Below are 26403 nucleotides of genomic sequence, written 5' to 3'. Positions count from 1 at the left end.
TAGATTAAATTAATTTTCCATACGCAGAGCCTAATATGCAAAAAAGAAAAATAGCAGCAAAAGCAATAATAATCTCAAGAGTATCAACTAAACGTCAGCAGCAATCAGGTTATTCACTTACAGGTCAAACGTCAGACTCAAAGGAATATTGTGCAGATAACAATTTAGAAATTTTAAAAATTTATGAATTGGCTGAATCTGCTACAACGGGAAAGCGTAAAATATTTATGGAGGCGATCAATTTTGCTGCAAGCCAAAAAGAAATTGTAGCAGTAGTAGAATGTGAAGTAAATATATTACAAAGTAGCAATTTTAAAGAATTAGAAATGCTTAAGAAACTTATTGATGATGAAAAAATAGAGCTACATTTCTGTCGTCAAAATCTTGTTATACATAAATACTCAACATCGCAAGAAAAAATGCAATGGGATTTAGGTATAAAGCTCGTACAATACCGTTCTGATGATGCACGTAATAACGTAAATAACATTACTGAGTATAAATTACACCATGGTGAATGGATTAGTCTTCCTTCTCCTATCGGTTATTTACATAGTAGGGATAGAGCTAAAAGAGGCAGAGATAGAATATTTATTGATCCTAATAGAGCACCGCTTATAAAGCGAATATTTGAATTATATGCTAAAGGCATATATACTTTGCCTGAAATAATTAGAAAAAACAAAGGAATGGGGTTAAACCAATTTAAGAGGTAATAAAGGTTATTTATGCACAATCCATCTTTTGCAGATTATTCAAAATCCCTTTTATTATGGAGTAATGTACTATAAAAAAGCTGATAAATATTATCCGCATTTATATGAACCTATTATTTCAAAAGAACTATTTGACAATGTGTGATAGTTTTAAAAGAACGAAATAAATTTAAAGAGAGTAATAAGGGTTGTGTGTTTAGGGGATTAATTAAATGTGCTAATACTGGTAAAGTTGTAACATCCGATACTAAACAAAAAACTTATGCTAATGGTAATGTTGGAGTTTGGAACTACTTAAGAATATGGGATGCGGATAACCCCAAAAAGTCAATATATATATATATACCAGAAAAAAAAGTACTAGATGATATAGAAAGCGTTTTAACATCAAATGCAATTAGAACCGGAATTTTTAGAAAAATTAATAGACTATATAAAAAATTCGACAGATATAGAGCAAGAATATTATAAAACACGTAAGAAAGAATTAGAGGCAGAAAGTGCCAAATTCAAAATGCGTATAGATAGATTAAAAGATTTATTTTTTGATAATACGCTCAGTAAAGAAGAATATGAAGAGAAACTATTAGAATATACGCAAAAATACCAAGAAATAAATAACAAAATTGAAATATGTAATAAAGCAGATGATAGCTTTATTACAAAACTGATTTCCTTAGTAAAAATTGCTTCTGAAGCTCATCAGAAATTTATAGGTTTGATTGCTGAAGAAAAAAGAAAATTAATAAATTTAATATTTTTTGACTTAAAGCACGATGCCGAAAAACTTCATTATAAGCTGCGTCCGCCATTTGATAATTTTATAGATTTATCAAAGAGAAAATGGGAAGACATAATGTATGATTTGTTAACTATAACAAACCATAGAACCCAAATAAATGATACTTTTTTTATATATAGTATGCGGTAGAGTAGTCATATAATTTGTGTAAGTTATAAAGTGGAAATATTGTATGAATATTATTATAACTAATCTAACTTTATGACAAGTGTTGCTTTTACGCTAAAATCTCATGGTTTGAGACCTCATCGTCTATCCCTTCAAGGTCCATCTCTTCCTTTAAGGCTTCCATACTACAGCTACTAAATACATCAAGGCTATTCTGCTCGGCTTGCCATTTTAAGCTAGCTTCTTTAAAACTAACAATACCATTTTCAATTTCTTCTAATGTCCAATTTTTTATTTCGTGTAAAAAATTCTCTATATCTGCTTTTGCTTCTGGATTTTTTTCGATAAATGGATTAAAAAACTCCTTGATACCTGCTAATAATTCTTCTTTTCCAGGTTCTATGTCTTTTATATCTTTAGAATCTAGAGCTTGAGCTATCGGTGTATTAACTGCATCCTCGTTGTTTGCTATATCCTCTTCTTCAAAGCCTTCATCTATTAGATCTACAGTTTGGTTAGTTGCTTGTTCTTTGTTTAAATTATCAAGCAAGTTATCGCATAATTTTTGAATTAATTCGTTATTCTCCTGCACATATTTACGTCCTATTTCTTCTAATCTTTCAATATTTTTAGGACTTGCATCATCTAAACTTTCAGTCTTTTTAGTAATAGGTAATCCTATTTCAAAAAATTCATCTTCTCCTGGTAAATCATTTTTAACCTCGATAGTGGAAGAATTTTCCATATTGTTCATAAGCCTGCTTACTAATTTTCCTTTCACAAGCCAACCTATTACTCCGTCAAAGCCGATTTTAGGTATGGAACTCATAGGTTCGATGTCATTACTGAAATTGAATGCACAAACCATAGTATTGTCTAATATCTCTTTCTGCTCTTCACGTGTGAGGGTTTTCTCTTCGCGTATATGATTTTGCTCTTTATGTATATAACCTTTTTTGATCAACTTTAAAACTTCGTTTGCCGGTCTGTTAGCATCGAGTCCCCCATCTGCATATACATAAGGAGTACCTGAAGCATAATCATATCCTTGTACGGCTGCTTTATCCATAATAGGTTTAAAATATGTAGGTGCAGCTGTTGTTGCAAGCAATACGTCTTTTACCCTAACATGAGGGCTATAACCGTGAAAGCTGTCAAAAATTTCCAATTCTCCACCGTTAGTAGTCAAATCATTTACTGGAATAACAAGGCGGGAAGTAGTATTATCCATTCTATTATCGCCTAAATATTTTTCTATTAATTCTTTTAAAGGTTTCTGACTATATTTATGAGTAAATAACTGCTTAACTGAACCTAAGAAAGTATCAGGAAATATATCATTTGCACTCGACTTAAATATCTCAAGGGCTTCTCTAGCACTATATTTTGCTTCTTTTGAACCTGGTTCTTTCGGAATTGTTAATAATGCGGCGATAAGACCACCGACACTAGTACCGGAAATAATAGGAAATAGTTCAGTAATAGATTTTCCTGTTCTCTCTTCGATTTCTATAAGCACCATTAACTCGGATATACCTTTAATTCCACCGCCGGAAAGTGCAAGTACTCTATTAGTTTTTGCATTATCAATTTTTTCTGCCATAACAATACCTCAAAGATTTACATTGTGCGGCAGTATATAACAAAAGTTAATAATTGTCAATAAATTTATCTGTATAAACTTAACAAAATTTAACTTATAAAATAAAATTGTAACTATTAGTAAAGAAGGCTTGATTAATGATTAATATTTTAGTATATAGCTAATATTATAACTATAATGGTATGAGATATGCTAAGTAATCCTAGTAATAGCGATGTAAATCCCGATTTATTAGCAGCTGAAATAAAGAAAATGGAATCCTCAGTAATTAACGAGTTAAACAGTACTGAAGATACAATTGCTTATGGAAAAAAAGAATTATCTAAGCATCTTATAAAAGGTGAAATAGTTAAAGCTTTGGCATTTTTTTATTTATTCGAAGGAAATACTGGAGTAACTTTGAATGTTAAAGATTTAATATCTGAAAATGATCATGTTTCTAATGTAGATTATCTGCCTTATATAGGTGAAACAATTCCTCTCGCTGATGCTGTAGATAATTTAAACGACTTTATAAAAATATATTTTAAATAATTAAACCTTACTACTATAAATAATGACACTAAAAATACAAAATCTTAGACAGCTCTTCTGAGGAAGAGTCAAAAGAAAATTACACCTCACCTCAACATCTTGATTTTTTATTAAGAAATATACTTGATATTAGTTATATAAGTACCTCTAAAGGATTAAAACTTAGACTTGGTTTAATATTACATAATTTAGCCGATAGATTTTTTAAATATTCTGCTATTAGAAATACTTATAAAAAAATTAAATCTGAAATATTAACTGTAGATAATGAGTCTTTACAAAAAAACTTACAAATTATAAAAACTGCTTTTAATAAGCATCTTAATAAATTATTTAAAGAGTATAACAAAGAAAATATAAGTGATACGGATTATCAAAAGCTATTGCACTGTGTATTTTATACAAATTACTCTATTCCTAAGATATTTACTTTAGCAGGTGGTATTTACTGCTGAGTATGCAAAGAAAGTATTATTACAAGAATTGCAAAATAGTAATATCAACTTAAAAAGCATAAGTAATAACTTATTAAATTTTACAATACATAATTCTAAAGAGTTGTTAGCATTTACTAAAACAACTAAAATTACTCTAAAATCTGTAATGTTAGATGGTATGGATGATAATTCTTCTACTATATGTAATATCCCTAATACTATGAAAAAAACATTTACAGCTAATCATGTTATGCATTATAAAAGCGGTAATATACAAACAGATGTACCGGGTTTTGGAACATATGATGAAATCTTATCTAAATTTAATCAAAGGCTAGAACATAAAAATAATATTATAGAACGTATATTTGAAGTTATAAAAAATAAAGAAGCTTCACAAACTATACAAGAGCTACCGCGTGATTTAAACTATTTTGCTGAAAAGCTAACATATTTATTGTTTATAGTTGAAATATATAGAAATAATGCAACCTTATTTACAGCTCCGATGTTTCTAGAACTTATTGACAAAAATAGTATATTTTTATCAAATAAGGAGTTTTTTCCTATGTCTACCGAGCATGCCGTTGCTCAAACAAGAGGCATAATTAAAAACTATAAATATGTGTTACCAAATTCTTATTCTATGGATTATGACATTACAAATGTACAAAACGGTGATCTATTACTTATCAAAGAAGGTAATATATTAATAGAATGGCTTAGTGAAAAATTAAATAATTATAAATTAGCAAATATAGCACGAATATTTGACATCTTATCTTCAATGCAATTTTACAAAAAAATGGATAATATAAAAATCAATGATATCAAACATTTTTTAGAACAAGTTAATAAATTAGAACATTGTCCTACGGATTTGTTAAATTCATTAGACCAAAATTTAACTGCTTTAATTCTTAAAGTAAATAATATAGGAGAACGCAATTTAAAGCTTACAAAAACTAAGCTGCTTGAAAAAAAGGATTTTTCTCAAGATTTAAAGGATTTAATTGAAATAACCTACTTGGAATTTACTGAAAGCTTAAAAAATATTGAGGGGTTTTTAGCTCAAAAACAAGCATCTCTCAAGAAAGAAATTAAAAAAATCTTACCTGAAATTCTACAAATTTTATGTGCTAAAATAAAAGAATGGTATGATATTGATACTCCTGAATATACCAAAGATGTATTACAAGATATTACCCCCAAATTTAATCAAACTATTTCTCCTACCTCGTCTAAAAAGAGATTAAAACTTTCTTTTTCTAAAAGAAAAGATATATATGATGAAAATGATGATTATAGTAATCAAACTGTGGAAACAACTGCTATAGACGATAGTATGAAAGAATATTTTAAACTAATGGGAGAACATACTAATACTATATGCGATTAAAAACAGTATTAATATTATAGTCTTTTTGAGGTCCTAGAACTTGGTAGTTAAGAGTAAAAGAATCAGGATTTAAAAATATATAGGTAGCATTATATTCATCGCTGCCGCGTAAATGGCTACCTGTAGCTCTTGAGTTATCTATAAAATCTAAACGATGAAATAAGCTATTTTCTGCTTTGGCAAAATATTTTACAATATTATTATTTTCTAAAATATATCTATATTCTTTATTAGCAAGGATTTGATGATCGTAGTCGTTATAGTGAATTTGCAATTCCTCTTTATAGATTAATTCATTTAAACTTTTAAGTAGGAAATATGCTATCCCCTCACCGTAACCATAATTATCTATAATTCTGTTAATTCGGTATTTTCCGGATAATCTTAAAAAAATTTCTTTTACTAAATCGTTTTTTGAGGGCATTTGGTGTTTTGTTGTATTATGCAGAAAATACCGCAATCGTCATTGCGAGCGACTGTAAGGAGCGTGGCAATCCAAAAAAAATAATAAAAAAATGCTAAATTTAGCATTTTTTACTGGATTGCTTCGTCAAAACTTGCAGTTTTTTCTCGCAATGACGAAAAACTCATGCAATCACAGCTAATTCTGCAATATTTTCATTAGCAAATTAATCTCTTCGCGTAATTCTATATCGTTTTCCAGTAATTCTTCTACTTTCTTAATAGCATGCATAACCGTCGTGTGGTCTTTTTTACTGAATTTTTTACCGATATCTGCAAGGCTTTTCGGTGTTAATGCTTTACTAAGATACATAGCTATTTGACGCGGTCTTGCAACTTCTCGTAATCTTCGAGAAGAAGACATATCGGATAATTTAATATTATAACGACTAGCTACCTTTTTCTGAATATCTTCAACGGTAATTATTCTTTCATTAGAACGTAATAAATCTCTTAAAATATTTTGTGTATTTTCGAGTGTAATTTCTTTTAAAGTAAAATTAGAATGAGCTATCACTTTATTTAAAGCTCCTTCAAGTTCTCTAACGTTTGAAACGATTTTAGAGGCTAAAAAATCAATTACGTCTTTCGGTATTTTAACGTTCATCTGTTCAATTTTAGATTCTAGAATACCGAGTCGCAGCTCATAAGTAGTACTATGAACGTCGGCAACTAAGCCCCATCCAAGACGAGATTTTATCCGATCTTCAATATTATCTAAATCTGAAGGCGACCTATCACAAGAAATAACCATTTGACGGTTATTATCAATCAATGTATTAAAAGTATGGAAAAATTCTTCCTGCGTACTATCTTTACCGCAAATAAATTGAATATCATCAATCATCAACACGTCAACTGAGCGGAATTTCTCTTTAAACGAGATTACTTCTTTATTACGCAGAGCTTTAACAAACTGATACATAAACTTCTCTGCAGACATATATATCACTTTGCGGCTTGGGTTATTCTGCTTGATATACCAACCGATTGCATGCATTAAATGAGTTTTACCAAGCCCTACGCCGCCATATAGAAAAAGCGGATTAGACTCAGAAACCGCACCTGATGATTCCGCAACCGCTCTTGCTGCTGCATAAGCTAGTTCATTTGGGGCTCCAACCACAAAATTATCGAAAGTAAACCGTACGTCAAGAGTTGAAAAGATATTTTCCGAATTAAGCTCACTACTGCCGATATCGGCAAAAGTCTTAGTAGGTAATTCTATAACTGTTTGGGTTGTTCCAGGTAGCTCTTTAGTAATTATTTCAATCGACTTAATGGTATTATTATAATGTTGAAATAGTTGCAATATGACCATAGAGTACTTGGATTTTATCCAATCTCTAACAAAGTTAGTAGGGGCACAAAGAATAACGGTATTTAATGAAGACTCTATAAAATTGACTTTACTAAACCAGCTATTATATAGAGTTTCACCGTAATGATTGTAAAGATCTTGAGCCACGTGACTCCAGACATTTACATAATTATCACCTTGATCCGTTAAAATTATTTGATTAGTACTCACTTAAAACTGCCACGGTAAGTTATTTTGTTTCCAGCCTTTGTCTTGATTATTTCCTTCAAAGCCGTCACTAATATTATAACAATTTTTATAACCTATGTTAGTTATAAAATTTGCTGCGATAAATGACCTATATCCTGAACGGCACAGAAAAAATATTAACAAACTTCTTGCATAACTTGCTTCTAAGGGTAATTTGTACGTCAATCCGGTACTCGCATCCTCACGTACTTTTTTGTACGCTGCGGTGCTGCGTGCCGTGTTTCCTTCAAATTCCTCCTTATTAGTGGACGTTTGTAAGAAGTTTGTTGCCTCTATTTTATCTTTAATTATAGATAAAAAATAAAAAATTATCTTCAAAATCTTTATTCAATTGCCAACTTAGAAAGACCACCTTATTTTTATTATCTAAATGAGGTATCCCAACTTGTTGCCACTCTTCTTTAGTTCCTAACATCCACAAGAAAAGCATTATCATTTGAAATTAATATATCATAAGCTTTTGTAGAACAGATATTTTGAACCGACATATTTACGCTTTTTTGCTGTTATTGATAATAAAAGTTAATAGAATTTTACCCATGTAGAATGGATTTATTAGAGTGCTTAATTATTAAAGCATTTTAAAATGATCTTGGTATCTGATAATTTTAATAATATTATTATAAAAAAATTTTGCAAGATGTTATAGATGAATAAATTAAATAAAAACTCTTTACAAAAGAAACTTTTTTACCGTAGTAAAAACCGCGGTTGCAAAGAAATGGATTATATACTCGGTAGCTTTGCCGAAAAGTACCTATCCTTAATGGATGAAAAAAAACTTGAAGGCTATACTTTAATACTTGATCAAAATGATAATGATCTTTATAATTGGATTAATAATAAATCTTCTGCTCCTTCTTATCTAGATGCCGAAATAATTGATAAATTACGCAAAATAGCAAAAATATAAACTCCTGTAGAATGTTACAACAAAAATTTCCGGCGGCTGCCAAATCTTTCTTTGCAATCGATAATTTTACTAAGAATCTTAAGCAAGATTTTATCTTGAGTGCGAGTAATGAAGAGGAGGCGTTGCAATTATACAAGCAAGCTTTATTTTTTTCTTCTAATGAAAATATCTATTACTTTCCAAGCTATGATATCATCCCTTATGACCATACGTCACCAAATGCAAATATCTTATCTAGACGTGCAGAAACATTAACCAAGCTAACAACAAATAATAATAACGGCAAATTACTCATCACTCATGCAGCAAACTTATTAAACAAATTACCGCCGAAAGATTTTTTTTCTAAATATTTTTTGAAATTATCCCCTAAAATGAAATTTACTACGGATGAGCTTGCTATGTTTCTAGTAGAAAATAGTTTTACAAGAAATGCGAGTAGCATCGATGTCGGGGAATTTGCGGTTAGAGGCGAAATCATTGATATAATATTGCCTGGTCCTAAAGCTTATAGAATTAATTTTAGCTGGGATTATATTGAATCAATAAAAGAATTTGATATTGATACACAAATTTCAACTAAATCTTGTACGGAACTCGTTATTAGTCCTGCAAATGAGATAGTTTTAAATTCTGAAACAATCAGTAATTTTAAGAATAATTACTTACGAAATTTTGGAGTTAATCATACCGATAATCCTTTATATGAGGCGGTAATATCTGGAAGAAAATTCGCAGGATATGAACAATTACTCCCGCTATTTTATAATTCCTGCTCTAGTTTAGTAGATTACCTAAACGATCCTATTTTCATATTCGATAATTTATCAAAACAAGCCATTTTAGAGTTTGAGCATAGTTATAATGATTTTTATTCCGCAAGATCAGAGGCAAATAAACTTAAATTTAATAGTTTCTATCCCACCCTTTCACCGACTAGCTTATATTTTACCGCTTCTGAAATAACAGAATTACTAGAACAAAAAAATAATATACTACTTACTTTTGAAAACTCAGAGCAAGCTAGCTTAATTGAAAATATAGCCGCTACAAGTTTTATAGAAAAGAAAACGGTTTTTGATAAATTATTTGAGATTATTAAAGCTCATTCTTCTAAAAAAACCGTAATAGGTGCAGCTTCTTTAAGTGGTCTTGAGAGAATTAAAAGCATAATTCAAAATTATGAATATAAATATAATAAGATAAATAAATTAGATGAGGCTAAGGCTTCAGTAATAAATGTCGGGATAATTCCTTTAAATCAAAGCTTTTATACGAAAGAATATTTATTTATTACCGCTAGCGAATTATTAGAAGAAAAACCTAGTCCTACAAACACTAACAAAAAACTTAAAAATATTTTGCTGGAGCTTGATAATTTAGTTGAGGGCGAATTTGTTGTTCACAAAGATCATGGAATAGGGCAGTTTTTAAAGCTAGAAGCTTTAGAAATCAAAGGCAAGCTGCATGATTTTTTAAAGATTTTATATGCCGGCAATGATAAGTTATATATACCGGTTGAAAATATAGAGGTAATAAAAAAATACGGTAATGATAATGCAGAGCTTGATAAGCTTGGCAGCGTCTCATGGCAAAGAAGTAAGGCGAAACTTAAAAACCGTATAAAAGAGATAGCACTGCATTTAATACAAATAGCAGCTAAAAGGAAACTTAATAGCAGTGCTTCCGTTGAATTTGACCTTGAAGAATATGATAAATTTTGTGCTAATTTTCCTTTCAGCGAAACAGAAGACCAGTTAACCGCTATAAACGATATTAAAGAAGATCTAAGAAACGGTATGTTAATGGATAGGTTAATATGCGGTGATGTCGGGTTTGGTAAAACAGAGGTAGCAATGCGTGCCGTCTTTATGGTAGCAAAATCTCTAAATGAACATTTACCTCAAGTAGCCGTAGTTGTACCGACAACTATTTTATGTAGTCAACATTTTTCAAGGTTCATAGAAAGATTTAAGGGATTTGGTTTAAATATTAAGCAATTATCTAGTGTTATTAGTTCTAAAGAAGCAAAAATTATAAGATCAGAGCTTGAAAGCGGTAAAATAAATATAATAGTAGGCACTCATTCTTTATTACATAAAAATACAAAATTCTTTAATTTGAAATTGTTAATAATTGATGAAGAACAACATTTCGGTGTCGGTCAAAAAGAATTTCTTAAATCGCTAAAATCCTCTTCCCATGTACTTGCAATGTCGGCAACACCGATTCCTAGAACGCTGCAAATGTCAATGACCGGTTTAAAAGAACTTAGCATTATTGCAACGCCGCCTCTAAACAGGTTGGAAGTTCGGACGATGGTTATGCCGCTTGATCCCGTTATTATCAGAGATGCATTATTACGCGAACATTTTAGAGGTGGAAGAAGCTTTTATGTAGTTCCAAGAATTAAAGATATAGAGGATATCGAAAAACAATTAAAACAAATCGTGCCGGAATTAAGCTATAAAATAGCTCACGGAAAAATGACCCCGAGTAAAATTGATGAGGTTATGAGCGAGTTTTATGCCGGTAAATTCGATATACTAGTCTCAACTACTATTATAGAATCAGGAATTGATATAGCCGAAGCAAATACCATGATCATACATAAGGCCGATATGCTGGGGCTTAGCCAGCTATATCAATTGCGTGGTCGGATAGGTCGAGGTAAAGTGCGGGGCTATGCCTATCTAACGGTAGCAAGTCATAAAAAGATGACCTCGCACTCCTTAAGACGTTTAGAAATAATACAAAATAGTTGTGCTTTAGGCTCAGGTTTTACTATTGCAAGTCATGATATGGATTTACGGGGCTTCGGTAATTTGATAGGTGAAGAACAATCAGGCCAAATTAAAGAAGTAGGTACGGAACTCTATCAAGAAATGCTGGAAGAACAAATAGCTATTTTTAAAGATGAACCGATTGTCTCGGAACAGCTATTTATTCCGACTATTAATTTAGGATTATCCGTCTTTATTCCCGATAATTATATATCCGATTCAGTCCTTAAACTTGGGCTATATAGAAGAATAGGTAATTTAAGCAACGAGATAGAAGTAGAGAAATTTAAAGATGAGATGATTGATAGATTCGGCTCACTACCGATTGAATTTAATAATTTACTTGATATTGTAAAAATAAAACTATTATGTTTTAAGTTAAATATTGAGAATTTAGATTCAGGAGATAACGGATTTGTGATTAAATTTTATAAAAATGCCGATATGACCGATAAAATTTTGAAATTCGTTAGTACTTACTCTAATCAGGCAAAAATCAAACCGGATAATAAATTAGTATATATTAAGAAATTAGTAGATAAAAATATAATTACCGAGGCAAATCAGTTACTTTGGAATTTATCGGAGGCGTAGACTCGATGTCATTCCTAGCTCTGCGTTGCCTGTGTGGATACCTAGGTCGTCATTGCGAGGAGCGAAGCGACGCGGCAATCCAGAAAAATAATTAAAAAAATTCTGATTTACAGAATTTTTTACTGGATTGCTTCGTCGAATTACTGCGTAATTCTTCTCGCAATGACGGGAAAACCAATTCTTGCAATGACGGTAACATTTTTTTAACATAATAAACATGCCCCATAACTTAAAACAATTATTCCAAAAACATAACGTAAAAGGTTTGTCGATTAATTCTAAAACCGTTAAGGATAAAGACGTCTTTTTTGCGATTAAAGGACAAAATGTTGATGGAAATGATTTTATAAATGAGGCTTTAAACAAAGGTACAGTATTAGTAATTACGGACAATGAAAAAAGTGCTACTATAGATAAAGTAATCTATGTAGAAGATGTACAAGCAGCTTTATATGAAGCTATAGAGATTTTTTATCCTAAAAAACCAAAGAATTTGATAGCCGTAACCGGTACTAACGGCAAAAGCTCGGTAGTGTCCTATATAGCTCAAACATATTCATTACTTGGGAAAAAAGCCGCATCTGTAGGTACGATAGGTGTAGAGATTTTTGGCTGCGATAATCTTATAAATGATGTGCCGGAATTAACCACGCTTGATTATTTAAGCTTTAGAAAAATTGCCCATAATTTAGCTGAAAACAATATAGAATATTTAGCTTTTGAAGCTTCTAGTCATGGTCTTAATCAAGCAAGACTTGGGGAAATAAAAGTAAATATCGCATGTTTTACTAGCTTTAGTCAGGATCATCTAGATTATCACTATACAAAAGAAAATTATTTATTAGCCAAACTGAAATTATTTACCAAGCATTTATTACAAGGCGGTCTTGCAATATTAAATTCCGATATAGAAGAAATAGAGTTTATTAAAGATTACCTACATAACCATAATATTAAATTTATAACTGTTGGAAAAAAAGGTGATGTACAAATAACTAAAATTAATGGTTCTTTAAAAGGACAAAATATTAATTTTGCATTTAATAATAGAGAATGTAGTTTTAATACCTCTATAATCGGTAGTTTTCAGGCTAGCAATTTGTTAATTGCCGCTCTTAGCATTCATTATATCGGATTTGATTTTAATAAAATAATCGAAATTCTAACCCAAGTTAAACCGGTAAAAGGCAGAATGGAGCGAATAGGCAACACTAATATTTTTGTTGATTATTCCCATACTCCCGATGCTCTTGAAAAAGCTTTAACGGAACTGAAAAATATTAAATTACGTGATAGTAAGCTAAGCGTAGTTTTTGGTTGCGGTGGTAATCGTGATAAGACAAAGAGAAGTCTTATGGGGCAAATAGCCGCAAAACTTGCTGATAACGTCATAATTACCGATGATAACCCACGCAATGAAGACCCAAAGCTAATCAGAGCTGAAATCATAAGCGGTATAGAGAAAGCGGATTATATCGAAATAGCTGATAGGAAAGAAGCTATTAAATATGGTATAAATAATTTAAAACAGGACGATATCTTATTAATTGCCGGCAAAGGTCATGAAAATTACCAAATTATAGGCGATAAGAAATTACCTTTTGATGATGCTGAAATTGTAGGGAAACTAACGTCATTGCAAGGAAAGGCAAAGCCTTGACGCAGCAATCCCATGCCAAAATCCTGAGATTGCCACGCTCCTTACAGTCGCTCGCAATGACGGGTTGAGCATCCACGTGGGCAATGCCATACGGGAATGATATAAACAAGCCATACAACAACACGTAAATAACAAAAATATATGATTTGGAACTCTAAAACTTTAAGTGCTGCTCTCGGTATAACAATCTCTAATTCTATCAATTGTAATGAGGTGCAATTCAACTCCAAAGATGTTAAAAAAGGTGACTTATTTATAGCACTTCAGGGTAATAGAGACGGTCATGATTATGTTCAGGATGCAATAGATAAAGGAGCGGCAGCCGTAATTGTTAGTAAGCAAGTAGAGATAAATGATAAAGATAAAATTATCCTAGTTGATGATTGTTTTGAGGCTCTACAAAAAATGGCTTTATATAAACGAGAGAATTCAAAAGCTAAATTCATAGCTATCACCGGTAGTGTCGGTAAAACCTCTACTAAAGAAGCACTGAAGATATTATTGCAACATGATTCCCTAGTTTTTGCTAGCAGAGGTAATTTCAATAACAAACTCGGTATGCTTATTAATCTTGCATCAATGGCTGATGATACGGAATATGCCATTTTTGAGCTTGGCATGAACCATAAAGGCGAGATAAGAGAACTGGTTCAAATATTAAAGCCGAATATTGCCATGATTACTAATATTTCGGAGGCTCATTTAGAATTTTTTAATTCGCTTGAAGAGATAGCTGAAGCTAAATGTGAGATTTTTGAAAATTTTAGCAAAAATGATATTGCCGTTATTAATGCTGATACTAATTGTTATAGCAAAATATTATCGATATTAAAAAACCTTTCTATTGATAGGGTATATAACTTCGGCATATCACATAATACACCTGCACAATTAGTTTTATATGAGAACCTAGGAGAGCAAGTTCATTTAAAATATAAGATAAATAATAAATCCTTAGAGATAACTATACCGTTCATTCCTAGGCATTTTGCCGAAAATTATACCGGTGTACTTTTAATTATCGATATATTAGGTAAAGATATGGAGTTAGCTGCAAATCACTTAGCAAATATTTCTCCGACCGAAGGAAGAGGGAAAATTATCAATATACAAAATTCTCGTGTAATTTGTGATTACTATAACGCAAGTCCAGGGTCAATGAAAGCTGCATTAGAATATTTAAAGCAAGTACCTGCCGAGAATAAAACCGCTATAATAGGCGATATGCTAGAGCTGGGGGAAAGCTCTAAACCGCTACATGAAGAACTAGTACCTTATATACTAGATGCTGGTTGTTCTAAAGTTTATTTAGTAGGAGTAAATACTAAATATATTTATGATTTACTACCTCCCAAAACAGCTAAAAAATACTTTAAAAATGTTGATGAATTAATTACGCATATCACGGATTTATTTGAAGGTAATGAGCTTATCTTAATAAAAGGTTCAAGAGGTATAAAACTTGATAAGATTGTTGATTATTATAAATAAATACACTAAGATATTTTTAATGTTGTGTGGTTTGGTTTTCCGTCATTGCGAGGAGCGAAGCAACGCGGCAATCCAGGAAATAATTAAAAAAATTCTGTAAATAAGAATTTTTTACTGGATTGCTTCGTCAATTGCTATGCAATTTCCTCGCAATGACGGATAAACAGGTCCACGCAACAATGCCCGCTCGCAATGAAGATTTGGTATCCATGCGTGCAATGAGCAACATCAAAACACACTTTTTAATTTAAATCTACAAATGTTATATAATCTTTTACTTCCTCACATCCATAATTCACATATAGCTAATTTATTTCACTATATTACTTTTCGTAGCGGTCTTGCTATTATTATAACTCTAAGCCTTAGCTTTATCACGGGTCCGATATTAATAAAATTTCTGCGATCTCTTCAAAAAAACGGTCAGCCTATACGCTCAGACGGACCTGAATCGCATCAAACAAAAGCAGGTACTCCGACAATGGGAGGCATTATGATTATTTTGTCTAGTTGTATTTCTACTTTATTACTTGCTGATTTAACTAATAAATATATTTGGATTACGTTATTTGGTTTTATTAGCTTCGGTATTATAGGATTTATGGATGATTATGCTAAGGTAACTAAAAATAACCATTACGGGGTAAGGGGAAAAAGTAAGCTTTTACTGCAAGGAATTATTAGCTTAATTATATGTGTTTTACTAGAATATCTAGATAAAAATCCAAGTCATTTACTTAACGTACCGTTTTTTAAAAATTTAAGTTTGGATCTTGGTTATTTTTATATAGTTTTTGCTATATTTGTTATAGTCGGTTCTTCTAATGCCGTGAATCTAACGGATGGGCTTGATGGTCTTGCTACCGTTCCTATTGCCTTTACTGCTGGTTCTTTTGCTTTAATAAGTTATTTAGTAGGAAATCTAATTTACTCGAACTACTTACAGCTAACCTATATACCGAATACCGGAGAGTTAACGGTGTTATGTGCAGGACTCGTCGGTAGCTGCCTTGGATTTTTGTGGTTTAACGCACAACCGGCAGAAGTTTTTATGGGCGATACCGGTAGTTTAAGCCTTGGCGGTGTACTTGGGATTATTAGCGTCATTACTAAGCATGAAATAGTTTTAGCTATAGTCGGCGGCTTGTTTGTTATTGAAACGGCATCTGTTATTTTACAAGTATATTATTTTAAAGCTACTAAAGGAAAAAGAATATTTAAAATGGCACCGCTCCATCATCATTTTGAAAAACACGGCTGGGCAGAATCAAAAGTCGTAATAAGATTTTGGATTATTTCAGTTATATTTGCTCTTATAGGCTTATCATCATTAAAATTACGTTAACTATACTCGTCTATCTACTTTTCATTTATTGAGAATATATTAACATAAATTAACTTTATTTTTGCTTTTGTACAAGAAATTTACTATAATGCCGACATTAATTTATAGTAGGTGTATGACGTGGCTAAAGAAATAGATATAAATAAATTATTAGCATAAGAAAATAATGCTTTAAATACTATATTAAGCCAAGTAAATGAATTATGCGAACAAAATAAGAAGTTGCAAGGTTTAATCGAAATACAAAATGAAACTAAAGAACTAGAAAAAGAACATAATAGATCGTTGCCTTGGTTTAAAAGACTTGTAAAAACAGTTTCTAATGTAAAGTATATTTTTGTAAAAAGTGAAGAACAGTTAACAAATGAAGCAATAAAGTATAATAACAAAATATTAAAAGATATTAATAATAAGATATATAATATAGCGGAAAAATCTGCACCTTTAAAGCAAGAATTACAAGAAGAAATCGAAAAAAATTTTAAGGATTTAACAAAGAAAGATTTATCTAAAGAACAAAGAGAAAGATTGTCGGAAGTATATTTTAGTTATAAGAGTAAACCTGAAAGATTCTCAGCTCTACATATGACAAATCCTTTACAATTCATTAAGGCTGAAGAACTAGAGAAACAATATAATTCTTTAAATGCTACAAAACAAAACATCCAAAATTTAATATCTGAGAATTCTAATATCAAAGAACTTAAGGAAATACAAAAACAGGTTGCTGAAATTAGAGAAGAAATACCTTATACATTTTTTGAAAAATTAAATAATATTTGGCAAAATGTTAAAAATGTTTTTGTAAATAATAGTGAGCAGGTTTTAGCAAAAAACAAAGAAAGTAATACTAGAACAATTAGAAAGATTGATGAACAATTATATAAAACGAAGCATAAATTTGAGGAATTAATTGAAAATAAGGAAAGAAATATTAATAATATAATTGCAAAGTTGCCTGACAATGAGGAGTTACAAAAGATAGTAAGTAACCTTACAAATCACATGGCTTCAAAAAAAGAACCAATATTAGCAAACTCGTCCCTAGCTAAACCTTTGGAAAATAGTGTAACACCGCCGCCTCCTTTATCACAAAATAATATTCCATCACCACCACCGCCGCCACCTCCTTTATCGAAAAATAATCCGCCACCACCGCCTATGCCTACTATGGCTCCGGCTCAGACTGAGATATTATCTAAGCCTGTAGGAGTTACTACGGTTAAAAAACCGGAAAATCAACCACGTCCTTCTATAGATACTTCTGATTTAATGAGAGAAATAGCAGGACCAAAAAATCTAAGAAAAGTTGAAAAAACGGATGTTAAGACACGAGATTCTAGAGACTTATTGCTGCAGTCTATAAGAGGTGAACACAAACTAAGAAAAGTTGAGTTTGATCCTAATACAGGAAAACCGGTTGCACATTCGCATAGTAAGCCTGCTCAGAATGTTAACAAACCTAATGGAGTTGCATCAATTTTAGCACGAAGAGTTGCTATGGAGATGAGTGATTAGTAGTAGCAGTAGTGGCAGTGAAAGCGATAGTGGTAACTGGAGTGATGTTAGTGTTAATAGCAATAAACCAAAGGCTCTAAAAACTAGAGGAGAACGAGATGCTAAAACGACTACGCATGCTCAAAAGATTCTAAGTAATAGGAGTTCACAAAAACCATCATTTGTTAGAAGTTAATCTTTAAGTATGCTTTGTTGTGTGGATACCTAAGCCGTCATTGCGAGGAGCCGTAGGCGACGTGGCAATCCAGAAAATAATTAAAAAAATTCTGTAAATAAGAATTTTTTACTGGATTGCTTCGTCAATTGCTATACAATTTCCTCGCAATGACGATTCGGGGTCTACCCTTTAAACTTCTTAGTTACTTCAACTATTCTTTTACCAAATAAATTAGCAGTTTTTAAATCGCCTTTAGTAGGAGTAATATCAGGAGAAGATTTGTGGTTAGATTGAGTCATAAGTCCTGACCAGCTACCGAGGCGGTTAATTTTGTCGGGATCAGGCATCTCATGATCGGCAAAATTCGGGGCTGCTTCAGTTTGCCCAACCCAAATCATACAATGCTGCATTGCAAAATGAAATAATTGTTGGATGCTGCATAACTTATCACCTGAATAAGAAGCAGAATTAGTAAAAGCTGCAGCTATTTTATCTTTCCATTTTGCTGTGCCCACCTAGTTGAGGTAGCCTCCATAAAGGTTTAAAACGGACCGGCTAAACTACCCATATAAGTTGGAGTTCCAAAAATTATAGCATCGGCATTATCTAATAAATCCCAATCAATATTATCTGGCTTGTCTTTAATTTATTTTTATTAAAGAAACATTTGCTCCTGCTTCTTTTACGCTCTTGTGTAGTTCTTCAGCTACTTTTGCAGTATGACCATACCCGCTATAATATACGATAGCTACTTTAACCATTTTATTCTCCATATAAATATTACAACTAAATCGTCATTGCGAGGAGCGAAGCGACGTGGCAATCTCAGAAATTTTACACTACCTTCTTGAGATTGCCACGCTCCTTTTAGTCGCTCGCAATGACGGCTAAACTACTGATATACGAAACAACTCCTCTCTCCTATAAGCCTACAATAAACTCGGCTTCAGTTTTAGATTGTATTTCCTCAATAGTAACATCGTCAGCCTTTCTAACTAATATCATTTCATCTTTATCAATATCAAAAATTCCAAGATCGGTAATTATTCTGTTAACTACTTTTTTACCTGTTAACGGAAAGCTGCATTCTTTTAATAATTTAGCACCACCGTCTTTTGCGTTATGTTCCATTATAATAACTACTCTTTTGGTGTTAGCAACCAAATCCATAGCACCGCCCATACCTTTAACCATTTTACCCGGAATAGTCCAGTTGGCAAGATCACCTTTTTGTGAGACTTGCATAGCACCTAAAATAGTTAAATCGACATGCGAACCTCTAATCATCCCAAATGAAAAGCTACTGTCGAAATAGCTGCTTTCAGGAATAGCAGTAATAGTTTGCTTACCGGCGTTAATTAAATCAGGATCTTCCTCTCCTGCGTAAGGAAACGGTCCCATACCAAGCATACCGTTCTCGCTTTGAAATATTACATTCACTCCTTTAGGTATATAATTTGCTACATGCGTAGGCATACCTATACCAAGATTGACATATAATCCGTCTTTAAGTTCCTCTGCGGTTATTTGATAAATTTCTTCTTTGCTCCAAGCCATATCTTATTTTTCCCTGACAGTTAATTGCTCAATACGTTTCTCATATCTTTCACCTACTATTAATCGCTGTATAAAAATATTAGGTGTGTGAATATTGTTAGGGTCAAGTTCTCCTACCTCAACTATTTCCTCTACTTCACAAACTGTAACTTTAGCGGCACCTGCCATGACTGCATTAAAATTTCGTGCAGTTTTATTGTAAATCACGTTGCCGCTTTTATCAGCTTTAAAGCCTTTAATAATAGCAAGATCGGCTTGCAACGCCGTTTCCATGATATATTTTTCGCTGTTAAACTCCTTTGTTTCTTTGCCTTCTTCAACTATTGTACCTATACCTGTTTTAGTATAAAAAGCCGGAATTCCCATGCAAGCAGCTCTAATTCGTTCAGCTAAAGTTCCTTGTGGGTTTAATTCAAGCTCAAGTACTTTATCAAGATATTGTTGCTCAAAAATCTTATTTTCTCCGACATACGAAGAAATCATTTTTTTTATTTGTTTAGTTTGAAGAAGAAGCCCAAGTCCGAAATTATCAACACCGCAATTATTGCTTATAATCGTTAAATTTTGAACATTGCTTTTAAGAAGTGCATTTATTAAATTTTCAGGAATACCGCATAGACCGAATCCGCCCGACATTATAGTCATGCCGTCATAAAGAAGTCCTTCAAGAGCAGCTTCAGCCGAAGGATAGATTTTATTCATAAATTTTAAATTATTTAATATCTATTATTTAAGAAATTAGGAGGATTTTCAAAAGAAGTCAAGGACATACACAAGTTTGGTATATTAAAAAAATACTTTACAAATTTAAAATAGTATATACCGTAGCTACTTATGATTAATAAAAATTAACGATACTATGAAATTAAATAAACTAAATTTAACTATTGCTGCTTGTCTTTTATATTCATCATCAGTATTAGCAACTGCATCAAATATTGATGACGATATGACAATTCAAGAAAATTCTAAAAAAATTATAGCTATGTAATTACTTATGATAAAGATATGTCCTCAAGAGCAAGTAGCGATGCTGCTATGTCATTGATTGAAGGTTACCGTCAATTAGATGATGCTATGTTTGCCGATTCAGATAATATAGCTATGAAAATCTTAAGTTATATTACAAGATTTACTGCTACATCTTGGATTATGGTAGGTAATCATGAAATAGGAGGTCATGGAGCAAGAGCAAGAGAATTTGATTTAAAAGTAACAAAATATGAAGTAGATCCTTTTGAGGGTACAACATATTTTAAAGCTAAAGATTTTAATTCTTTGCAAGTTCATAAGCAAATTGCTATAGATACAGGTGGGATTCAAGCAAGCTATTTGTTATCTGAAAATATTAAAGATAGATATATGACAAGTAACAAAATTAATCCTACTTACGGTATAGGTTATTTATGGACAAGACTAGATCAAGCAAGTTATTTTTAGTACGACGGTAAAGATAAAGACGGTAATGATATAAATGCATATGTAAAAGCGATTAACTCTATATACGGTAAAAATTATATTACTAAAAATAAAATTCGTTCATATGCTTATTTAGATTTATTTGATCCGTTTTTAGTTTATTCAGGTTATTCATTTGTAATGAATCAAGATCTTAATAATATTCCGATGATTGAATTAGGACCGGTTAAATAATATTTACCTGCGACTAGAGCGATACTTGCTCCATATGGTTTAGAGCGTGGTTTAGTTAACCATTTTGTTGTTGATAATAAATATTATTCAAGTTAATATTAATTACGGCAAAAATCAGAAATTTAAGTCTTAAGGTGTTGGAGTTAAAGCAAATAAATTAATCGAATTCGATTTTGTCGGTTTAGGTTTAGAATCGGCATTTTGGAATCAGCCTAAAATGTTAACTGCTACTCCTTTAAAAGAGAGCTGTAAACAGGGCGGTCTTGGGGCAGTTAATTTTGAGCTTAGCTTAAAATGAAACATTTAAGATAGTCGGCTCAGGTGGTTACAAAACAGCGGGATTTATCGAAGGTATGCCTTTAAAATCTTCCGCTATTCTTAAGAGCAGGACTAAAATTAGATTTATAAGCATTGCAAAAAACGTCATTGCGAAGCGGCATTGCCCGCGTGGATATCGCTCCGTCATTGCGAGCGACTAAAAGGAGCGTGGCAATCCAGTAAAAATAATAAAAATGCTATGCATTTTACTGGATTGCTTTGTCAATTACTTTGTAATTTCCTCGCAATGACGACTTTAGTATCAATGCAACTATATTTATTCCGGATGACTTTCTGAATCCCCTGTAATATCTACTTGTGTTTCGCTGGCGAGATAATTCTTAGAAAGTTCACTCTGGTAGAATTTTTTATCTCTTTGACATATAAAATTTTTAATTTCTCCCCCTTTCTCCATAGCTATATTAAATGCATTTTGATTTAAATCAACGTAGCGTAAAAGATTATCTACTATTTCTATATTTCCTGTTTTTATTCCTTCATAAAGGTATTTATTAACATCTTGAATGTTATTACTTGTTAAGCGGAATAATAATGATAATAAAGTGCCGGCCCCTGTTATTTCTTGAGATTGGATACAATCTGTTAAAGCTTTGTATATAATAGAGGAGTGCGGTTGTTCTGAGGGTATATATATCTTAGTAAGAAAAGCTAGGGAGATGATAGGATCAAGTTTAGCGATTTTTATAAGGCTTTTTTCATCTAATATTATGGAGTCCGGCTGTATACCGAACATATCGATAAAATTAGTCATTTCAAACATTAATTTTTTAAAATCTTCTACATTATTTTCATTCATTGTTTTTTGGAGTTTACTTCCTAATTCTTTAGCTTTATTCTGCATGAATACAGTATATGAATTTCCTTGTTAATTAGTTAACATATTAACCTATATTTAATTTTTTTTATAAAATAGCAAACAAATATAATTATGTAAACTAAAAATTCTTATTAATTTTCTTAGCAAAATAATTTAGAATATATGTTTTAGATTCTTTAAAATATATGCTAACTATTCTAGAAAAATTTTTATTTGCTCCTGTAAAAACGTTCATCAATATACGTGAAGATACCGTATCGGCTCTTAAGAGGCTCGGTATTAATAATATTCGTGATTTATTATTTTATCTACCTGTTACATATCAAAATAAAATATTATCGCCTAATTTAACTGAGGTTAGGGACGGTGAAATAATCCAAACGGAAATTATAATTGAGAGTGTTAATTTACCAAAAAAAGGTAATCAGCCTTTAAAAATTACAGCTAGTAATGATACCGGTTCTTTGTTATTAGTGTTTTTTCATAAGCCTCCACCGTTTATTTTTAATAAGCTGAAAGTCGGAACAAAGCATATTATTAGCGGTAAAGTACAATTTTTTGATCATTATTTGTAGATTTCGCATCCTGAATTTATTACGAATCCTAAATTTGCAAAAGAAATAGAGCCGATTTATTCCCTGACATACTTGCTTAGTAACAAGCAGCTATATTCATATATCATAAAAGCGATGGATATCTTTGAGGAGAAGTGTAAGCTACTTGAAGATAAGGAGGTAAAGGATTATTTGGAGGAGGTATTGCAGAGTTTGAAGGTTTTGCATGGGTTATGTCATTCCCACTCTCTATGTCATTCCCGCGTAGGCGGGAATGACATAGAGAGTGGGAATGACATAGAGGGGCTTCGCAATGACGATTTATATAATAACGCCAAAAAACAACTAGCAGCTAAGGAACTTATCGCTAATCAAATATCTCTTTTAAATGTACGCACGCAAATTGCCGGAAAACAAGGTAATATTTATCCTAAAGCTGTCGGCATTCAAGCAAATATATTAAATGAGTTAGGGTTTGAGCTAACTTCCTATCAAAAGCAGGTTATAGAAGAAATAGAGCTTGAGCAAAGCGATAAAGTAGAAATGATGAGATTGTTGCAAGGTGACGTCGGCTCAGGTAAGACTTTGGTAGCTTTGCTTACGATGGTAAATACAGTGGGAGCAGGGTTTCAAGCAACGCTTATGGCTCCAACCGATTTGCTTGCCAATCAGCATTATGAGTTCTTTGTTAAAGCTTTAAAAAATACTAATATAAGAGTCGGATTACTTACAGGTAAAATACTGGGGGCAGCTCGTAAAAATATTATGATACAACTTGAAAACGGTGAGATTGATATATTAGTCGGTACTCATGCGTTATTTCAAGAGAAAGTAAGTTTTAAGAAGTTAGGTTATATAGTTATCGATGAGCAGCATAGATTTGGAGTGCAGCAGCGTTTGAATCTAATAAATAAAGGAGTAAATCCTGATGTTTTAGTTATGACTGCAACACCGATTCCAAGAAGTTTAGCACTTACTATGTTTGGTGATATGAATATCTCAAAGCTAACGGGTAAGCCGAAGAATCGTTTGCCTATCGCTACGAACACCATGTCAGTTAATAAGATAGAACAATATTATCGAAGCGATAAATAAGAAGCTTATAGCAGGTGAGCGGGTATATTGGATTTGTCCATTGATAGAGCAAGCAGAGAAAGAAGCAGTGGAAAAGGATAGTTTATTAATGGATGTGATGAATCGTTTTAACTCTATCGAAAATATATATCAAGGTTATACCGGTATTATTCATGGTAAGATGAAGAACGAGCAGAAAGACCAAATAATGAAGCAGTTTAAAGAAGGTAAAATTAAGATATTAGTTGCAACAACTGTTATTGAAGTCGGAATAGACGTACCTGAAGCGACCTTAATCATTATCGAAAATGCTGAGCAGTTTGGTCTCGCTCAGCTTCATCAGCTTAGAGGTAGAGTAGGGCGAGGCTCTTTGCAGTCATATTGTATATTGCTCTATAATCCTAAAAGGCTTGGAAAAGTTGCACGAGGTAGGTTTGAGATAATGAAACAAACTAATGATGGGTTTTATATCGCTGAGCAGGATTTAAAACTTCGAGGTAGCGGTGAGATTTTAGGAGTAAAACAAAGTGGTGAAATGGAGTTTTTCTTTGCTGATTTGGCGGAAGATTATGATCTGTTACTTAAAGCTCATAAATTTGCGGAAATAGGTTCAAAAGGTAATTTAAATTTTGTTAACTTTCAGATAAAGCTCTTCGCCAAATCGCAAGTAAGTGAGCTGGTTTAGGTTTAGTGATTTTCGTCATTGCGAGAAGAATTACGTAGTAATTCGACGAAGCAATCTTAGAAGGTTTGACAAGATTGCCACGTCGGGACTATGTCCCTCCTCGCAATGACGGGGTGGTATCCACGCAACAATGCCTTGCGAGGAGCAAAGCGACGTGGCAATCTAGTTTTAATTTCCTTGAGATTGCTACACTCCTTTTAGTCGCTTGCAATGACGATTTTTATTCACTCAATAATGCTTTCGTAGGATTTAATTACCTTCTAGTATTTCTCCTGTCATATGGGTAGCATCATCATGATATGAAAGATTATAAGGTGGAGGAGAATCTAAATCTAAAGTATTTGAATCTATTTTGTTAGCAGAGGCTTGAATTACTATTTTATTAAGATCATGAAGCTCTGCTATTTTATGATAAAGAATTTTTGAAATTTTTTTATTGTCTGCTACTGCAGCAATCTCATAAATTGTATGACCGCTATTATTAGGTATTAAAGGAAATAATTTAAAATCAGTTTCTACTTTTGCCTTGCTAAAATAATTTTTTAGTAGAGGAGTATTTTGTGATTGAAGTATATTCATTAAAACTGAATTTCCTTCGGCGTCCCTATAATTAAGATTAAGTTGACCTGATGAAAGTAGTAGTTTTGCAGTTTTGTAAGAATTATTTTGTAATGAAGTTTTGAAAGCTTCATCTAGAGATATATTTACAGCATTATAAGCCCGTATAGTAGTAGCTAGATCGTATTTATAAGTAAGTTTACTAAAAATGCTTTTTGGTGTTGCTGTTAGTACGCGGAGTATTGACATAACTTAACCCATTAATATTGTTTAATATTTGTATAGCTTACATATTAAAAACTTTTAATATGTAAATAAAATATGTAAATAAGCCTTAGTAATATATTAATATACATATAATGGATTTAAATGTCAATTAATTAGTTTTTATTTTTGATATTTATAATATTCGGTTAAAATTTATTTACTGATACCCTATTATCCAATTAGTCCTGTGTGATTTCAGCAAGTCTAGTAAACAGAGAGTCAATCATATCCCAGCCTTTTTTTTGAATAGTGAGTAAAGAAGAATCATTAATATTTATTTGTTTTAATAAATCTATTCCCATTTGTTCATGTTCGGGATCAAGATGCATATGTGTTTTGAAATGTTTTGTTGACTTATGATTTAAAAATATTGATCCTAGTTTTTCATAGAATATAGTAGCACAAGACTCTATTACTAAATGGACAAGAACAGCTCGCTCACTATCTCCAAGAGTCATCATTTTTAGTGTAAACCAAGAACCTAAGGCCTCAAAAATAGAATCTGTAGCTTCTTCATTATTTTCTAGATTTTGGGATAATTCTATATTATGTCCAAATTCATCGGTAAGATGCTCCCATGCAAGTTGTTTAAATTCTTTTGTTTCAGAAAACACTACTCTTGCTAATACCATTTTTTGAAATTCGTCTGACCAAATCCGAAAATGTTTAAGAAATTTATTTTTTTGTAGGGAACTATCTAACTTAATTTCAAATAGTTTGTTTTTTCTAAATTGCTCTTTATATTGTTCATTATCCGAAATTAGACGATCTATCAAATCCATATAAGTAATATCAATATTATCTAAA

Annotated in this window: 27 protein-coding genes and 3 pseudogenes; 15 read left to right on the top strand and 15 right to left on the bottom strand. The window is 31.8% G+C overall.

All coding sequences use genetic code 11. The annotated features are described in order from the left end of the window. Positions 1 to 35: 35 nt before the first annotated feature. The 4 genes from BN1174_RS01635 (at position 36) to BN1174_RS07725 (ending at position 1647) form a co-directional block, all read left to right on the top strand. Entirely contained in the window at positions 36 to 716 is a 681-nt protein-coding gene (locus tag BN1174_RS01635) for a recombinase family protein (protein WP_040255993.1), read from the top strand. A gap of 64 nt (positions 717 to 780) precedes the next feature. Next, a complete protein-coding gene (locus BN1174_RS09620; RefSeq protein ID WP_082022256.1) occupies positions 781 to 861 on the top strand; it encodes a hypothetical protein in 81 nt (26 codons plus the stop codon). Then, positions 858 to 1187: a hypothetical protein gene (locus BN1174_RS10590; protein ID WP_040255991.1), complete on the top strand. Its 330-nt coding sequence runs from the start codon at positions 858 to 860 to the stop codon at positions 1185 to 1187. Before BN1174_RS09620 ends, BN1174_RS10590 begins: the two co-directional genes overlap by 4 nt. Further along, the gene (locus BN1174_RS07725) at positions 1108 to 1647 is read left to right on the top strand and encodes a hypothetical protein (RefSeq protein WP_052454716.1); all 540 of its coding nucleotides are present in this window, start codon (positions 1108 to 1110) and stop codon (positions 1645 to 1647) included. The genes BN1174_RS10590 and BN1174_RS07725 overlap by 80 nt, the downstream gene beginning before the upstream one ends. A gap of 88 nt (positions 1648 to 1735) precedes the next feature. On the opposite strand, the gene BN1174_RS01620 is transcribed toward BN1174_RS07725, so the two are convergent. Continuing rightward, positions 1736 to 3229: a patatin-like phospholipase family protein gene (locus tag BN1174_RS01620; protein ID WP_040255989.1), complete on the bottom strand. Its 1494-nt coding sequence runs from the start codon at positions 3227 to 3229 to the stop codon at positions 1736 to 1738. A gap of 189 nt (positions 3230 to 3418) precedes the next feature. Here BN1174_RS01620 and BN1174_RS10585 point away from each other — a divergent pair, with 189 nt between their 5' ends. Together BN1174_RS10585 and BN1174_RS11390 are read left to right on the top strand one after the other, a co-directional pair. Beyond that, positions 3419 to 3763, top strand: coding sequence for a hypothetical protein (locus BN1174_RS10585; RefSeq protein WP_052454715.1), 345 nt, complete (start codon positions 3419 to 3421; stop codon positions 3761 to 3763). Between the two features lie 438 nt (positions 3764 to 4201). After that, a complete protein-coding gene (locus BN1174_RS11390) occupies positions 4202 to 5599 on the top strand; it encodes a hypothetical protein (RefSeq protein WP_231555731.1) in 1398 nt (465 codons plus the stop codon). Here the strand turns inward: BN1174_RS11390 and BN1174_RS09610 are convergent. From BN1174_RS09610 to BN1174_RS10580, 5 genes and pseudogenes are all read right to left on the bottom strand, one after another. Further along, complete coding sequence (locus BN1174_RS09610) at positions 5586 to 6023, bottom strand: DUF6314 family protein (RefSeq protein WP_040255987.1); 438 nt, start codon at positions 6021 to 6023, stop codon at positions 5586 to 5588. The genes BN1174_RS11390 and BN1174_RS09610 overlap by 14 nt on opposite strands. After that, on the bottom strand, positions 6002 to 6130 hold the full coding sequence (locus BN1174_RS12200) for a hypothetical protein (RefSeq protein ID WP_269379112.1): 129 nt from the start codon (positions 6128 to 6130) through the stop codon (positions 6002 to 6004). Before BN1174_RS12200 ends, BN1174_RS09610 begins: the two co-directional genes overlap by 22 nt. 70 nt (positions 6131 to 6200) lie before the next feature. Continuing rightward, positions 6201 to 7592, bottom strand: a complete 1392-nt coding sequence (gene dnaA / locus BN1174_RS01590) for a chromosomal replication initiator protein DnaA (RefSeq protein WP_040255985.1) — start codon at positions 7590 to 7592, stop codon at positions 6201 to 6203. Then, a complete protein-coding gene (locus BN1174_RS12575; RefSeq protein ID WP_331370586.1) occupies positions 7593 to 7907 on the bottom strand; it encodes a palindromic element RPE1 domain-containing protein in 315 nt (104 codons plus the stop codon). It abuts the gene before it with no gap. Then, a pseudogene (locus BN1174_RS10580) lies at positions 7899 to 8119 on the bottom strand (rhodanese-like domain-containing protein); the annotation flags it as partial. The gene BN1174_RS12575 and the pseudogene BN1174_RS10580, both read right to left, overlap by 9 nt. A 161-nt stretch (positions 8120 to 8280) precedes the next feature. On the opposite strand from BN1174_RS10580, the gene BN1174_RS01570 reads away from it, so the two are divergent. Together BN1174_RS01570 and mfd are read left to right on the top strand one after the other, a co-directional pair. Beyond that, the gene (locus tag BN1174_RS01570) at positions 8281 to 8544 is read left to right on the top strand and encodes an FAD assembly factor SdhE (RefSeq protein WP_014412533.1); all 264 of its coding nucleotides are present in this window, start codon (positions 8281 to 8283) and stop codon (positions 8542 to 8544) included. An 11-nt stretch (positions 8545 to 8555) separates the two neighbouring features. Then, positions 8556 to 11921 carry a transcription-repair coupling factor gene (mfd, locus tag BN1174_RS01565; protein ID WP_040255981.1) on the top strand — a complete coding sequence of 1122 codons (3366 nt, stop codon included), beginning with the start codon at positions 8556 to 8558 and terminating at the stop codon, positions 11919 to 11921. Positions 11922 to 12012: 91 nt separating this feature from the next. Here the strand turns inward: mfd and BN1174_RS12195 are convergent, their stop codons facing one another. Then, the gene (locus BN1174_RS12195; RefSeq protein WP_266264307.1) at positions 12013 to 12147 is read right to left on the bottom strand and encodes a hypothetical protein; all 135 of its coding nucleotides are present in this window, start codon (positions 12145 to 12147) and stop codon (positions 12013 to 12015) included. Between BN1174_RS12195 and BN1174_RS01560 the strand changes: the two genes are divergently transcribed. The 4 genes and pseudogenes from BN1174_RS01560 to rickA all read left to right on the top strand — a co-directional run bounded on the left by BN1174_RS01560 (position 12139) and on the right by rickA (position 18110). Then, on the top strand, positions 12139 to 13581 hold the full coding sequence (locus BN1174_RS01560; RefSeq protein WP_040255979.1) for a UDP-N-acetylmuramoyl-L-alanyl-D-glutamate--2,6-diaminopimelate ligase: 1443 nt from the start codon (positions 12139 to 12141) through the stop codon (positions 13579 to 13581). The two genes, BN1174_RS12195 and BN1174_RS01560, sit on opposite strands and share 9 nt — an antisense overlap. Before the next feature lie 141 nt (positions 13582 to 13722). Next, a complete protein-coding gene (locus BN1174_RS01555) occupies positions 13723 to 15072 on the top strand; it encodes a UDP-N-acetylmuramoyl-tripeptide--D-alanyl-D-alanine ligase (RefSeq protein WP_040255977.1) in 1350 nt (449 codons plus the stop codon). Between the two features lie 259 nt (positions 15073 to 15331). Beyond that, the gene (gene mraY / locus BN1174_RS01550) at positions 15332 to 16417 is read left to right on the top strand and encodes a phospho-N-acetylmuramoyl-pentapeptide-transferase (protein ID WP_040255975.1); all 1086 of its coding nucleotides are present in this window, start codon (positions 15332 to 15334) and stop codon (positions 16415 to 16417) included. Between the two features lie 180 nt (positions 16418 to 16597). Further along, positions 16598 to 18110, top strand: a pseudogene (gene rickA / locus BN1174_RS01545) (Arp2/3 complex-activating protein RickA). A 164-nt stretch (positions 18111 to 18274) separates the two neighbouring features. Here rickA and BN1174_RS01540 read toward each other — a convergent pair. The 4 genes from BN1174_RS01540 to BN1174_RS01530 form a co-directional block, all read right to left on the bottom strand. Continuing rightward, the gene (locus BN1174_RS01540; RefSeq protein ID WP_040257857.1) at positions 18275 to 18490 is read right to left on the bottom strand and encodes a hypothetical protein; all 216 of its coding nucleotides are present in this window, start codon (positions 18488 to 18490) and stop codon (positions 18275 to 18277) included. Positions 18491 to 18733: 243 nt separating this feature from the next. Continuing rightward, positions 18734 to 18853 (bottom strand): flavodoxin family protein, encoded by a 120-nt coding sequence (locus tag BN1174_RS11375; protein WP_231555730.1) that lies wholly within the window; start codon positions 18851 to 18853, stop codon positions 18734 to 18736. Positions 18854 to 19013: 160 nt separating this feature from the next. Further along, the gene (locus BN1174_RS01535) at positions 19014 to 19649 is read right to left on the bottom strand and encodes a 3-oxoacid CoA-transferase subunit B (protein WP_040255973.1); all 636 of its coding nucleotides are present in this window, start codon (positions 19647 to 19649) and stop codon (positions 19014 to 19016) included. A gap of 3 nt (positions 19650 to 19652) precedes the next feature. Beyond that, a complete protein-coding gene (locus tag BN1174_RS01530; RefSeq protein ID WP_040255971.1) occupies positions 19653 to 20351 on the bottom strand; it encodes a CoA transferase subunit A in 699 nt (232 codons plus the stop codon). A 306-nt stretch (positions 20352 to 20657) separates the two neighbouring features. Here BN1174_RS01530 and BN1174_RS11370 point away from each other — a divergent pair, with 306 nt between their 5' ends. After that, positions 20658 to 21089: a hypothetical protein gene (locus tag BN1174_RS11370; protein ID WP_231555729.1), complete on the top strand. Its 432-nt coding sequence runs from the start codon at positions 20658 to 20660 to the stop codon at positions 21087 to 21089. A gap of 808 nt (positions 21090 to 21897) precedes the next feature. Here the strand turns inward: BN1174_RS11370 and BN1174_RS01510 are convergent. Next, positions 21898 to 22482, bottom strand: a complete 585-nt coding sequence (locus BN1174_RS01510) for a hypothetical protein (protein WP_040255969.1) — start codon at positions 22480 to 22482, stop codon at positions 21898 to 21900. Positions 22483 to 22643: 161 nt separating this feature from the next. Between BN1174_RS01510 and BN1174_RS01505 the strand changes: the two are divergent. Then, a pseudogene (locus BN1174_RS01505) lies at positions 22644 to 24156 on the top strand (DEAD/DEAH box helicase); the annotation flags it as partial. A 39-nt stretch (positions 24157 to 24195) separates the two neighbouring features. Continuing rightward, complete coding sequence (locus BN1174_RS12940) at positions 24196 to 24771, top strand: helicase-related protein (protein WP_408005883.1); 576 nt, start codon at positions 24196 to 24198, stop codon at positions 24769 to 24771. A gap of 88 nt (positions 24772 to 24859) precedes the next feature. Here BN1174_RS12940 and BN1174_RS12190 read toward each other — a convergent pair whose 3' ends face one another. The 3 genes from BN1174_RS12190 to BN1174_RS01495 all read right to left on the bottom strand — a co-directional run bounded on the left by BN1174_RS12190 (position 24860) and on the right by BN1174_RS01495 (position 26378). Beyond that, positions 24860 to 24982: a hypothetical protein gene (locus tag BN1174_RS12190; RefSeq protein ID WP_269378729.1), complete on the bottom strand. Its 123-nt coding sequence runs from the start codon at positions 24980 to 24982 to the stop codon at positions 24860 to 24862. Between the two features lie 38 nt (positions 24983 to 25020). Continuing rightward, entirely contained in the window at positions 25021 to 25578 is a 558-nt protein-coding gene (locus BN1174_RS11365) for a hypothetical protein (RefSeq protein WP_231555728.1), read from the bottom strand. A gap of 197 nt (positions 25579 to 25775) precedes the next feature. Further along, positions 25776 to 26378 (bottom strand): hypothetical protein, encoded by a 603-nt coding sequence (locus BN1174_RS01495; protein ID WP_040255967.1) that lies wholly within the window; start codon positions 26376 to 26378, stop codon positions 25776 to 25778. Positions 26379 to 26403: the final 25 nt, after the last annotated feature.

The organism is Rickettsia hoogstraalii (assembly GCF_000825685.1).
Taxonomy (GTDB): Bacteria; Pseudomonadota; Alphaproteobacteria; order Rickettsiales; family Rickettsiaceae; genus Rickettsia; species Rickettsia hoogstraalii.
Note: the sequence above shows the minus strand (reverse complement) of the source record. Positions and strands in the feature narration are given on the sequence as shown.

What these genes read in the sequence shown, in the direction of transcription:
- BN1174_RS01535 (WP_040255973.1), bottom strand. Translation starts at nt 19,649, where the DNA reads ATGGCTTGGAGCAAAGAAGAAATTTATCAAATAACCGCAGAGGAACTT.
- BN1174_RS01555 (WP_040255977.1), top strand. Translation starts at nt 13,723, where the DNA reads ATGATTTGGAACTCTAAAACTTTAAGTGCTGCTCTCGGTATAACAATC.
- mfd (WP_040255981.1), top strand. Translation starts at nt 8,556, where the DNA reads ATGTTACAACAAAAATTTCCGGCGGCTGCCAAATCTTTCTTTGCAATC.
- BN1174_RS01530 (WP_040255971.1), bottom strand. Translation starts at nt 20,351, where the DNA reads ATGAATAAAATCTATCCTTCGGCTGAAGCTGCTCTTGAAGGACTTCTT.
- BN1174_RS01495 (WP_040255967.1), bottom strand. Translation starts at nt 26,378, where the DNA reads ATGGATTTGATAGATCGTCTAATTTCGGATAATGAACAATATAAAGAG.
- BN1174_RS12195 (WP_266264307.1), bottom strand. Translation starts at nt 12,147, where the DNA reads ATGGGGCATGTTTATTATGTTAAAAAAATGTTACCGTCATTGCAAGAA.
- mraY (WP_040255975.1), top strand. Translation starts at nt 15,332, where the DNA reads ATGTTATATAATCTTTTACTTCCTCACATCCATAATTCACATATAGCT.
- BN1174_RS12940 (WP_408005883.1), top strand. Translation starts at nt 24,196, where the DNA reads ATGGATGTGATGAATCGTTTTAACTCTATCGAAAATATATATCAAGGT.
- BN1174_RS01560 (WP_040255979.1), top strand. Translation starts at nt 12,139, where the DNA reads ATGCCCCATAACTTAAAACAATTATTCCAAAAACATAACGTAAAAGGT.
- BN1174_RS11375 (WP_231555730.1), bottom strand. Translation starts at nt 18,853, where the DNA reads ATGGTTAAAGTAGCTATCGTATATTATAGCGGGTATGGTCATACTGCA.
- BN1174_RS09610 (WP_040255987.1), bottom strand. Translation starts at nt 6,023, where the DNA reads ATGCCCTCAAAAAACGATTTAGTAAAAGAAATTTTTTTAAGATTATCC.
- BN1174_RS11370 (WP_231555729.1), top strand. Translation starts at nt 20,658, where the DNA reads ATGTCCTCAAGAGCAAGTAGCGATGCTGCTATGTCATTGATTGAAGGT.
- BN1174_RS11365 (WP_231555728.1), bottom strand. Translation starts at nt 25,578, where the DNA reads ATGTCAATACTCCGCGTACTAACAGCAACACCAAAAAGCATTTTTAGT.
- BN1174_RS12200 (WP_269379112.1), bottom strand. Translation starts at nt 6,130, where the DNA reads ATGCTAAATTTAGCATTTTTTTATTATTTTTTTTGGATTGCCACGCTC.
- BN1174_RS10585 (WP_052454715.1), top strand. Translation starts at nt 3,419, where the DNA reads ATGCTAAGTAATCCTAGTAATAGCGATGTAAATCCCGATTTATTAGCA.
- BN1174_RS01540 (WP_040257857.1), bottom strand. Translation starts at nt 18,490, where the DNA reads ATGATTTGGGTTGGGCAAACTGAAGCAGCCCCGAATTTTGCCGATCAT.
- BN1174_RS09620 (WP_082022256.1), top strand. Translation starts at nt 781, where the DNA reads ATGTACTATAAAAAAGCTGATAAATATTATCCGCATTTATATGAACCT.
- BN1174_RS01635 (WP_040255993.1), top strand. Translation starts at nt 36, where the DNA reads ATGCAAAAAAGAAAAATAGCAGCAAAAGCAATAATAATCTCAAGAGTA.
- BN1174_RS01570 (WP_014412533.1), top strand. Translation starts at nt 8,281, where the DNA reads ATGAATAAATTAAATAAAAACTCTTTACAAAAGAAACTTTTTTACCGT.
- BN1174_RS01620 (WP_040255989.1), bottom strand. Translation starts at nt 3,229, where the DNA reads ATGGCAGAAAAAATTGATAATGCAAAAACTAATAGAGTACTTGCACTT.
- BN1174_RS07725 (WP_052454716.1), top strand. Translation starts at nt 1,108, where the DNA reads ATGCAATTAGAACCGGAATTTTTAGAAAAATTAATAGACTATATAAAA.
- BN1174_RS01510 (WP_040255969.1), bottom strand. Translation starts at nt 22,482, where the DNA reads ATGCAGAATAAAGCTAAAGAATTAGGAAGTAAACTCCAAAAAACAATG.